The 11,746-nt window shown below is 43.4% G+C and carries 9 protein-coding genes; 1 reads left to right on the forward strand and 8 read right to left on the reverse strand.

The genetic code is table 11. From position 1 onward, the window contains the following. Positions 1–94: 94 nt before the first annotated feature. Positions 95–616 (forward strand): peptidylprolyl isomerase, encoded by a 522-nt coding sequence (locus tag DWX65_RS05085; protein ID WP_117840572.1) that lies wholly within the window; start codon positions 95–97, stop codon positions 614–616. Positions 617–686: 70 nt separating this feature from the next. On the opposite strand, the gene DWX65_RS05090 is transcribed toward DWX65_RS05085, so the two are convergent. The 8 genes from DWX65_RS05090 to DWX65_RS05125 all read right to left on the reverse strand — a co-directional run bounded on the left by DWX65_RS05090 (position 687) and on the right by DWX65_RS05125 (position 11,699). Next, positions 687–3,377, reverse strand: coding sequence for a transglutaminase-like domain-containing protein (locus DWX65_RS05090; RefSeq protein ID WP_118172966.1), 2,691 nt, complete (start codon positions 3,375–3,377; stop codon positions 687–689). After that, a complete protein-coding gene (locus tag DWX65_RS05095) occupies positions 3,374–4,444 on the reverse strand; it encodes a DUF58 domain-containing protein (protein ID WP_118172967.1) in 1,071 nt (356 codons plus the stop codon). Before DWX65_RS05095 ends, DWX65_RS05090 begins: the two co-directional genes overlap by 4 nt. A 3-nt stretch (positions 4,445–4,447) precedes the next feature. Further along, positions 4,448–5,407, reverse strand: a complete 960-nt coding sequence (locus DWX65_RS05100) for an AAA family ATPase (protein WP_118172968.1) — start codon at positions 5,405–5,407, stop codon at positions 4,448–4,450. 67 nt (positions 5,408–5,474) lie between these two features. Continuing rightward, the gene (locus DWX65_RS05105; protein ID WP_118172969.1) at positions 5,475–6,026 is read right to left on the reverse strand and encodes a phosphatase PAP2 family protein; all 552 of its coding nucleotides are present in this window, start codon (positions 6,024–6,026) and stop codon (positions 5,475–5,477) included. A 202-nt stretch (positions 6,027–6,228) separates the two neighbouring features. Continuing rightward, a complete protein-coding gene (locus DWX65_RS05110; RefSeq protein WP_117946494.1) occupies positions 6,229–7,617 on the reverse strand; it encodes a uracil-xanthine permease family protein in 1,389 nt (462 codons plus the stop codon). A 176-nt stretch (positions 7,618–7,793) separates the two neighbouring features. Continuing rightward, positions 7,794–8,564 (reverse strand): Mrp/NBP35 family ATP-binding protein, encoded by a 771-nt coding sequence (locus DWX65_RS05115; RefSeq protein WP_242988692.1) that lies wholly within the window; start codon positions 8,562–8,564, stop codon positions 7,794–7,796. 136 nt (positions 8,565–8,700) lie between these two features. Further along, entirely contained in the window at positions 8,701–9,789 is a 1,089-nt protein-coding gene (gene mtnA / locus DWX65_RS05120; RefSeq protein WP_118172970.1) for an S-methyl-5-thioribose-1-phosphate isomerase, read from the reverse strand. An 11-nt stretch (positions 9,790–9,800) separates the two neighbouring features. Then, positions 9,801–11,699 carry an ABC-F family ATP-binding cassette domain-containing protein gene (locus tag DWX65_RS05125; RefSeq protein WP_118172971.1) on the reverse strand — a complete coding sequence of 633 codons (1,899 nt, stop codon included), beginning with the start codon at positions 11,697–11,699 and terminating at the stop codon, positions 9,801–9,803. Positions 11,700–11,746: the final 47 nt, after the last annotated feature.

Below are 11,746 nucleotides of genomic sequence, written 5' to 3' on the forward strand. Positions count from 1 at the left end.
TCTCTTTCTTTACAAAAAAGCCTTTTTCCGCTATAGTAGAACTACATTCTGTTATGCAGGATGAATTCAATGAACAGAAATGAGGTATCTTACAATGGCTCAGAATCCTATTATTACATTTGAAATGGAAAACGGAGATATTATGAAAGCGGAATTATATCCGCAGGTTGCTCCTAACACAGTAAATAACTTTATCAGCCTTGTCAACAAGGGATTTTATGATGGACTTATCTTCCATCGTGTCATCAACGGTTTTATGATTCAGGGTGGTGACCCGGAAGGAACCGGAATGGGCGGTCCAGGATATGGTATCAAGGGTGAATTTGCACAGAACGGCTTTGCCAATGACTTAAAGCATTCTGCAGGCGTTCTTTCCATGGCTCGTTCCATGATGCCAAACTCTGCCGGCTCCCAGTTCTTTATCATGCATAAGGATGCTCCACACTTAGATGGTGCTTACGCTGCTTTCGGTAAAATCATCGAAGGCATGGATGTGGTAAATAAAATTGCAGAAGTTGCAACCGACTACAGCGACCGTCCAATGGAAGACCAGCGAATGAAAACCGTTACCGTAGAAACCTTTGGTGTTGATTACGACGAACCGGAAACCGTATAATGCCATCGCAACAGCCGTATCAGTGTATACACTGGCGCGGCTGTTGTTTTTTTTTGCAAAGCTTCTCTTTTTATTCTTTCAGTTTCCGGTAAAGCTTCTGTACAAACTGCACATCCTCTCTGGTAAGTTTCTTATGGCTATACGCTGCCACTTCAAGAATCTGAAGATAATGTTCCTTTTCTTCCATGCTCCAGCCCCCATAATTTAAAAGCTGTTCCCGGAATGCCCGGTCGGATTGTACTTTTGCATTTACAATGCCCTTCCGCCGTAAAATACGATAAATCTGGTTCGAATTCCAACGGATGATACGCTTGTAACTATGTGTTCCCTTCTTCCGTTTTCCTTCTATCGCTCTTAAGTAATACCAGATACCTGCTACAAGAAGCAGAATGATGATTACCACAGCAATCAAAATGACCTTTAAACGGCTTCCCTTTTGATTCTGTTTTCCTGCCTTATTGCCATCCTGCATGGAATTTTCTGTATTCCGGTTTTCCGTGCCCTGATTTTCCGTATCCGGGTTTTCTGTATCCTGACTTTCTGTGTTTTGATTTTTTGTATTCTGATTTTCCGTATTTGGCATTCCGCTGCCGGATAAATCCGACTGACTGTCATCTTTGGAACTGTCCTGATAATCACTTCGCTCCAGCGTAATTAGGTCAGCTGTTCTGCCATCATTCATCCGGATGGTAATGCTGTCACTTTCCTGCTGAATCTCCAGACGGTCAATGCCGGTTTTATTTCCCGGTGTCATTTCCACCGGCACCCAGCCAACACTGTCTATATAGATTTCCGTCCAGGCATGTGCCTGATTATCAAGAACCTCTGCCGTATAATTACCATCACTGTCCATCTTAAACTTCGATGTACTTACAGCATAGCCGCTGACATACCGTGCCTTAATTCCCATCTGCCGCAGAAGCAGTGTTCCCGCACTGGCAAAATGCTGACAGAAGCCTTCCTTCGTATCAAACAGAAAATGTTCTGTTACATCCTGTCCCCATGGCACATTGTCCAAATCCAGATTATAGTTACACTTCGCCAGTTCCCGTTTCACCAGATAGACTGCATAGATTTCCTTAAAGTTATAAATATTATCATAATAAGTACCATTCTCAGTAAATCGGTTATCTACAAAATCCGAATAATCTCTTTCATACTCCGCTTCCAACTGATTTCCCAGTTCCCGGATTCTTGTGAGATTTTCCGGCACATACGTATATTTTTCCGTATACTCATTATATTTCTTTATAAATGCCCATTCGTCTTCCGGTAATTTACTGTTAAACCCAGCCAAATCATACCGCCAGCTATTCATATTCTCTATAATTTCATTTACTTCCGATTCGCTCAGTGTCTCATTCCGGTCCACATAAGCACCATCTGCCAAATCTGCTGTAAACAAAGCATTCATATAAAGATGTGACATGCTGTTTCTTATGGTTCCGTCTACTTCCAGAACGTCATTGCCATTTCGGAGCACAGTACGGTCTCCATCCATAAGAACCCCGGCGGGCTGCCGTTCATCCTGATAATAGCTTGCCAACGTATAGTATGGCAGGTATGCATAGGGGTCTTTCTCATCAAAATACTGCACCCGGTAAATGGTATCCCAGTAATAGGTATAATAGCTCTGGGTATATGCCAGAATATTCTGTACCTGTTGTCCCGCGGTCTGTTCCTTAAGACTGCTGTCCACTTCCTGCATGGCAGTCACAAAATCACTGGAATCATAAGTCTTCCAGCTTCCATTTTTGTAATAATCGCCTACATAACCTCTTAAATATACCGTATCATCCGGTATCTGATAAGCAGTCACTTCCATAACCGGCTTGTCCTCAAATTCCGGTGCCATATTGCTGACCCGTCCCGGCTGATGGAAGGAGAAAATATCTTTACCAAAAGGAATTTCTGCCAAAAGATTGGCAGCTGTCATTGCCATTTCTGTTACCATATCCTGCGCAGTTTTTTCAATTTCACTTCTTCTTGCCACCATTTCTTTGGCTTTCGGTTCTGCCACTCTAAATACCAGCGAAGAGACAACTACCGCCACCACCAGAAAAAGGCATACTGCTTTCTGCCTTAGATATTCCAACTGCTTTAATTCCACCCGGCCGGCAGCCCGGTAACCAAAGCTTCCTGCCGCAGCCAGTGAGAAACAAATCAATGCCCGCTTTGATGGTGCATAGCCCACCGCAAAATCCAGCATTATAAGAAGTAGCGGTGGAATCAACACTCCAGCCAGCCGTTTTCTTACCACCAGAAAATAAATCTGCAGAATAGACAAGATAACTAACAGCCATGCTGTTACTTCTACCACCGGATTTAAATCAAGATACCGTTCAAATCCGGATACAATCTGCACATTATAGTACATATTGATTTTCTGCACTACCAGCCGGATCAGTCCTGCCAGCCCTGGGTAAAGCTCTTTCCGGCTAAGCACCAGTCCCACCAGCAGTTCTCCCACAGGCAGCAGCCACTTGTCCGCCTTCTTAAAATAGGAAAAAGAAAACGTCAATGCTGCCGCAGAAACAGAAACCCATATCAATACAGGCTTTCCAAACCGGTTAGTCAGAAAGATGTCTCCAAATATAAAGAACATGGAAAGCTCCCAAAGTACAGTCAGCAGGCTCTGCATTCCCACACGCATGACCTGCGGCGGCAATGCAATTTTTCCTGCCCGCCGTCCTTTCTGCGAATACCGTATGTTTCCGGTCTTTTTCATAACCGATGCATATGTTTTCTTCTTTTTTCTCATACTCTAATCTCCGCTTTTGCGAAATCTTCTATTTCCGTTCCTGCCACAATAAGTTTTCCTGCAAGGTTCATTTCTATCTTTGTAACTGCTGTCTCACCCCGGTATTTCTCCTGATATAAAAGTGCAATATCCATCTTTTCCCGGCTCTGAACCGCTCCATACAAAAGCAGAATAAAATAATATACCTTCTCTTCTGTATCTACCCTTACCCGGATGAGGTCATGTTCCTTTTCATCATACCATGCGATATAATGAGGGCACTGTTTTTCCACCAGTCCAAAAGAAATCGAAATTACCATTTCAAAAAAGTGGTTTCTCTGCTTCTCCGTCTCTTTCTGTCCTCCGCTGATGTCAAGAAGAATCACCACCGGACAGCCCATCGGCTGGCTGTTTTCCCGCACCATCAGTTCATCTTCTTTTGCCGATAATTTCCAGTGAATATTCTGGATTTTATCTCCCGGCTGAAAGGAACGGATCTGAAATACCTCAGATACGTCATCTCCCCCGGTTTTATCATCATATACTTCCGATTCTCCCTGAAAATACCGGGAAGCTAATCCCACCTCTATCATTACCGGTGTTATCTTTGGCATAATGGAAAGCCGTTCCTCATAGCGCACATACCTGGTCAGATAGCCGATTCCAAGCAGGCCATAAAATCTTACCCGAACCAGCCGGAATGTATAATTTCCACTGCTTTTTGCTGCTACCTCCACGCTCATCCGGCTGCTGCTCTTTGCATCCGCCGCCGTCTGTATGGATAACTTTCTCTTTTTCCTGCCAAAGGAGTTCTGATAATCCATCCGGTATACCACCTTCGGCAATGGCAGCCTGCTCCGGTTTTCCGTCACCGCACAGATCATAACGCCTTCTTCCTGCTCTGCCATAACAATCGGAATCTGAATCCGGCATTTTACCCGAAGCATCATATATAAAATATAGCCATAGCCTAAAAACAGCATTACTCCGCAGCAAATCGACAAAAGCATCAATGCCGGGCTGGTATAAATGATTCCAAGATATCCTAATGCACCAACAATAAGTACAAGTATCAGTCCTGTTGCCATAGGCTACTCTTTTCCCTTAAATGAAGTTGGTTTTGTGGTATCTTCCATAATTTTTTCAAGAACTGCTTCCCCGGACACCCCGGTGACCCGTGCTTTGGTATTTAATACGATTCTATGCTTTGTGACATCATAAAAAACATCCTCTACATCAGCCGGAATCACATAATCTCTCTCATTTAAAAATGCATTGGCACGCACCATTTTCGTCAGTGCCACCATTCCACGCGGACTGACGCCCAGCTCAATATAAGGATTTTTTCTGGTGGCATGAATCAGCGCCATCATATATTCATAAATTCTGTCATGTATAAAAATATTTTCTACGGTTTCTTTCATTGCCTGCAGCTGCGCCCCTGTCATCACACCTTCTATGCTCTCATAGCTCTGTCCGATGCTCTTTCCTTTGGCAATCTCAATCTCACTTTTCAAATCCGGGTATCCCATGCTCATACAAATCATGAAACGGTCTAACTGGGATTCCGGCAGCATCTGCGTTCCGGTGCTTCCTTTTGGATTCTGGGTTGCCATTACAAGAAATGGTTTCGGAACCGGATGACTGATGCCATCTACCGTCACTTCTCCCTCTTCCATAACCTCTAACAGGGCTGACTGGGTCTTTGGAGAAGTCCGGTTGATTTCATCTGCCAAAAACAGATTGCACATGACTGCACCCGGATGATAATAAAAGCCGCCCTGCTCCTTATCATATATAGAAAATCCCAAAATATCTGCCGGCAGTACATCCGGTGTAAACTGTACCCTGTGATTTTCAAGGCACAATGCCCTCGAAAAAGCCAGTGCCAGCGTTGTCTTTCCCACTCCCGGTACATCTTCAATTAAAATATGTCCTCCTGCTAAAATTGCACAGAATGCCTTCCGGATACAATCATCTTTTCCTTTTACGCTTTTTTTGATTTCATTTTGAACCCGCTTTGATAATTCCACCGCCTGCTGTAATTCCATCCTTCTCCTCCTGCTTTGAGTCTGCTTCCTGACTCTACTTTTTTCTCATCCGGTTTAGAAACATTTTTTATTTCACAAGTTTCTTCTGTCCCTGAATCTTTTTTACCAGCCATACCGAAACTAACGCCAGTACGGTTCCAATCACCACTCCTGCCAACACATCCGATGGATAATGCACCCCTACATATAACCGTGAATATGCAATCAGAACAGCTACAATTAATGCCATTACTCCATATTTTTTAGGAAGCTCTTTCCATAATACAATTGCTGATGCGAAAGAACTTCCGGTATGTCCCGATGGGAAAGAATAATCTGACTGCTTTTCAATTAAAAGTTTCAATCCATCAACCACTTCATAGGGTCTGGTTCTTGCCACCAGATTTTTAAGTAAAATATTGTCTACAATTAACGAACCAATTAATGCCAGTGCCGACATATAGCCTACGTTTCTCGTCTTCTTGTCCAACAAAAGCACAATGGTTATCAGAATCCATAAGATTCCAGCATTTCCAAGATTCGTAATATCCTTCATCACGGAAGTTAATGCCGGGAATCGCAGATACTCCTGTATCCATAATAAAATCTGCCCATCTATATGTAATAACTGTTCTAACATGATATGTTCCTCTTCTTTCCGTACGTTTTCATCACTTTTACTGCTGCTTATAGTATACCGTGTTTCCTTTGATTTCGAAACAACTTAATGAAATATTAAAAAACTAAACTCCAGCCATTCCCAAGCAACGCAAAACAGGTCATCCCAGCCCTCACAAGCTGAACATGACCTGTTTCTTTCTACATAAATTGCTTTTTATTACTTACTGAATATCTTCTTCCTGAATCGGATTCATGTCAAGTCCACGGTTGGCATCTGCCTTTGGATCATCTCCGAAATGATAATCTTTACCAGGTAAGATTGCATTTAAGATAATTCCAGCTAAAGCTGCGATTGCAAGTCCGGTTAAGGTAATGCTGGTTCCTGCAATGGTAAAGGTAAGTCCATTGGAAAATCCAAGTCCGCTGACTAAGATTACTGCTGCAATGATTAAGTTACGGGATTTGGTAAAATCAACATGATTTTCTACTACGTTTCTGACACCGATTGCAGAGATCATACCATAAAGCATGAAGCTGACACCACCGATGATTGCAGATGGCATAGAACCAATGATTTCAGCCATTTTCGGAATAAAGCTTAAGATAACTGCAAATACAGCTGCAATACGGATCACTCTAGGGTCATGCACACGGCTTAATTCCAATACACCGGTATTCTCACCATATGTAGTATTTGCAGGACCACCAACCATACCTGCAAATGCGGTTGCAAGTCCGTCACCGATTAAGGTTCTGTGAAGTCCCGGATCTTCAATGAAGTTCTCACCAACAGTTGCAGAAATTGCAGACATATCTCCGATATGCTCCATCATAGTTGCCAGTGCGATTGGTGCCATAACCAAGATTGCAGTCAGGTTAAATTTGCATAACTGGAATGGAGGAAGTCCTACCCAGCTTGCAGATGCTACTTCGGTAAAGTTTAAGATAGCACTTCCATCCGGATTAGTCAGTCCTGCGGCCTGCATAATCAGTGCTGCTGCATAGGAAATGACAACACCTAAAAGAATCGGGATAATGCGGAACATTCCTTTTCCCCAGATGTTAAAGATAATGATAACTGCCAGTGCAATCAGTGCAAGAATCCAGTTGGTGGATGCATTGTTTACTGCAGATGGTGCAAGGGAAAGGCCGATACAGATGATGATTGGTCCTGTTACAACAGGTGGCAGGAAACGCATTACTTTCTTTACTCCTACAACCTTGATAACAAGTGCAAGAATCAGATATAAAGCTCCTGCAACAACAATACCACCACAGGCATATGGAAGCTTCTCTCCCATGGTCATGTCTGCAAAGACTCCGGTATCCAACTGTGCAATCGTAGAAAATCCTCCTAAGAATGCAAAGGATGAACCTAAGAATGCAGGTACTTTTAATTTGGTACAAAGGTGGAAGAATAAAGTTCCAAGACCGGCACAGATTAAAGTAACCTGTACGGAAAGGCCTTCTCCCTCAAAATAGCTGTTCACCAGAATCGGCACAAGAATGGTTGCGCCAAACATTGCGAACATGTGCTGAAGTCCTAACAACAGCATCTTCGGAACACCAAGTGTCCGTGCGTCGCGAATTGCGTCTTTTCGTTCGTTCATAACGAAAGCTCCTCCTTAAAATATAATGTGTGATATCCGTGGAATTTTATTTTCCACTTCTGCGGTGCTTTTCATGCATTTTTCTGTTGCTATGCTGCATCCGCTTTAACTACGGGAAACATATTTTCCCGCATAAAACAGGTAACCCACCGAAATGGCAGATTACCTGTTATTATCTAAATTTGTTCCAACGTCTCAATTGCTTTGGCAATATATGGGTTGTCCATAGTATAAAATTGTCCTGCATCGGCAGCTTTTGCATATGCCGGATCCAATGGAAGTTTTCCAAGAACGGACAAATCAAGGTCTGCTGCGATTTCATCAATATGGCTTTCTCCAAATAAGGAAATCTCTTTTCCACAATCCGGACATTTTAAATAGCTGTAATTTTCAACGATTCCAAGGACAGGAACATTCATCATCCCTGCCATGTTATATGCTTTCTTTACAATCATCTGAACCAGTTCCTGCGGAGAAGTTACGATAATGATTCCTTCTACCGGAAGAGACTGGAATACAGTCAGTGGAACATCTCCGGTTCCCGGTGGCATATCTACGAAAAGGTAATCAATGTCACCCCATACCACGTCACTCCAGAACTGCTTTACCACGCCGGCAACGACTGGTCCACGCCATACAACCGGTGTTTCTTCTGTATCAACCAATAAATTTACAGACATAATCCTGGTTCCATCTTCTGCCACTGCCGGAAGAATCTCTTTTCCATCTCCGACTGCTTTTCCGTGAATTCCATACATCTTTGGAATGGATGGTCCGGTAATGTCGGCATCCATAATACCCACTTCATAACCTTTCTTACGCATAGCGGCTGCCATGGATGCTGTGACAAAGGATTTTCCAACACCACCTTTACCGCTGACTACGCCGATTACATGCTTTATGGATGAATGTGCATTCATTGGCTCTTTCTGAAACTTTATTGCCATTTCTATTCCCTCTTTTCGCTAAACAGGCGGTGTACGTAATCGACACCGCCCATATTTTTATTAAAACCTCATTATTACTATCATACCTTACTGATAGATACTTTTCAAGATATCAGTTTGCACAAAAATTGATACCTTATGCATTTCTCTTCGAAAGGATTTCCTTTAAACTCTCCATATATGGCTCTCTTGCGATTCCATACTCTGTTACAATTCCGCTGATTAAATCGTGATCTGTCACATCAAATGCCGGATTGTATACTTTGACGCCTTCCGGTGCCATCCGCTCCTGATACCACATCTCCGTCACTTCCTCTGCCGGACGCTCTTCGATGCAGATGTCATCTCCGGTTGCTGTATTTAAGTCAATGGTAGAAGTCGGTGCACAGACATAAAAAGGTACATGATACCGCTTTGCTACCGTTGCCACAACGGAGGTTCCGATTTTATTTGCCGTATCTCCATTGGCTGCCACCCGGTCACAGCCTACAAATACAGCCTGTACCAGCCCCTGCTTCATAACGGCGCCTGACATATTATCACAAATCAGGGTCACATCCACCCCTGCTGCATGCAGTTCAAAAGAAGTAAGTCTCGCCCCCTGCAAAAGAGGTCTTGTCTCATCTGCAAATACATGAAAATGATAACCTCTTTCTTCCCCCAGATAAATCGGTGCTGTAGCAGTTCCATATTTACTGGTGGCAAGCTGTCCGGCATTGCAATGGGTCAAAATACCATCACCCGGCTTCACCAGTGCCAGTCCGTGTTCTCCGATGCTTTTGCAGACCCGGATATCTTCTTCCTGAATCTCAATGGCTTCTTTATGAAGCAATTCTTTTATCTCTGCAACCGGCTTATTTTTATTTGCAATGCAGACTTTCTCCATCCGGTTTAATGCCCAGGAAAGATTGACTGCGGTCGGGCGGGAAGAATTCAAATATTCCTTCTGTTTCTGAAAAGTTTCATAAAAGACTTCATAATCCTCTGTTTCAATTTCTTTTGCCAGAAGATAAATGCCAAAGCCTGCTGCTACACCAATTGCCGGTGCGCCACGGACTTTTAATAAATAAATGGCATCCCAGATTTCCTGTGCACTTTTTAACCGGATCAGTTCTATCGTTCCCGGCAGCTTTGTCTGGTCGATGATTTCAATGGCATTCTCTGCATCTAAGAGTGTAACCGTTGCATAATCCATAATATTCTTACTGTTTTTTTCCTTCTCCATAGCCTTATCTCCTACCTGTCCTGAGCCTTTATTCTGGCATTCAGTTCTTCTAAATACTCCCAGCGTTCCATCTTATGCTCTAATTCATCTTCCACTTTTATCTTCTCCTGGGTCAGCTCATTTAATTTTACAAAATCACTGGCAAAGCTTCCCATCTTCTCATCCAGTTCTTCTAACTTTGCTTCCAAAGCTGCAATATCGTCCTCAATGGTCTCATAATCCTTCTGCTCCTGCCAGGTAAATTTCAACTTCCTGCCGCTCTTCCAGGTCGCCCTGGAATCCTTCTTTTCGTCATTCTCTGTGGCATCTGCGTTTTCCGTCTGGTCTGCTTTCTTCCCGGAAGTCTCTGTGCCTGCATTTCCCACTGCTGTCTCATCCTCCGGCCGCTTGGCAAGATAATCCGTATAACCGCCCTCATACTGTCTTATGTTTCCCTGTTCAAATGCAAAAATCCGCTTTGCGATACGGTCAAGGAAATACCGGTCATGGGATACTGTAATGACGATTCCATCATAATTATCAAGATAATCCTCTAAGATTGCCAGTGTGGTAATATCAAGATCATTGGTCGGCTCGTCTAAAATCAGTACATTCGGTGCTTCCATCAATACACGAAGCAGATTCAGTCTCCGCTTTTCTCCACCGGAAAGTTTTCCGATAACGCCATACTGTTCTTCCGGTGGGAATAAGAAACGCTCCAACATGGCTGATGCGGATACCAGTCCATCCTCTGTCCGGACATATTCTGCAGTATTGCGGATATATTCAATAACCTTTAAAGACGGATCCATATAGGCAACTCCCGCTGATGCATCCTTTTCAATCTCCTGGGAATAATAGCCTATCTTTATGGTCTGTCCGATAACCAGTTCTCCGGCATCCGGCTTTACCCTGCCATCGATAATCTTCATCAAAGTGGTCTTACCGCATCCATTATGTCCCACAAATCCGACTCTGTCATTCTTAAGAAAGATATAGGAAAAATCCTCAATCAGCTTTTTTTCTCCATAGGATTTACTGATATGATGAAGCTCTACCGTCGTCTTTCCCATACGGCTGGAAACCGAGCTTAATTCCACCTGCTTATCAAACTGTGGTCCCGACTGGTCTCTAAGATTCTCATAACGTTTGATATGGGCTTTCTGCTTGGTAGACCTTGCCCTTGCGCCCCGCTGCATCCAGGCGATCTCCTTGCGAAGGATGGACTGCCGTTTCCGTTCCCCGGCAACTGCCATATCCATACGCTCCTGCTTCAGATTCAGATAACCGGAATAATTTTCCTGATAACTGTAAATGGAGCCTTTATCAATTTCTGCAATACGGTTACATACGCTGTCCAGAAAATAGCGGTCATGGGTTACCATAATCAGTGTTCCCTTAAAGCCCTTTAAGTATCCTTCCAGCCACTCTGCCATATCTGCATCCAGGTGGTTGGTAGGCTCGTCTAACAGCAGAATATCGCAGGGTGTTAAAAGTACTGCCACAAGAGCCAGACGTTTTCTTTCTCCACCGGATAAGTTTTTCGTCTTTTCTTCAAAATTATATACGCCAAGTCTTGTGAGCATGGATTTTGCCTTGCTCTCTAAATTCCACATCTGATAATCTTCCCCGGAAGCATCTGCCTGATTTTTCCGGTGTGCCGCTACCAGTACACTTTCTAAAACAGTCTCTTCTTCTCCAAATTCCGGCATCTGCGGAAGATAGCGGATTACCGCATGATTTGCCTTGGTGATTTCTCCAGCATCCGGTTCCTCTAAGCCTGCCAGCATTTTCAGTAAAGTGGATTTTCCGGTTCCGTTAATTCCCACAATTCCGACTTTCTCTCCTTCCTGCAAATAAAAGGAGGCATTGGAAAATAACTTTCTTCCGGTAAATGTCTTGGTTATATTCTCTGCTGATAATAAATTCATAAAGGTCTCCTGTATTTCTTTTTCATTCTTATTGGCAATAATTTTCT

The organism is Roseburia sp. AF20-18LB, from assembly GCF_003461185.1.
Classification (GTDB): domain Bacteria; phylum Bacillota; class Clostridia; order Lachnospirales; family Lachnospiraceae; genus Roseburia_C; species Roseburia_C amylophila.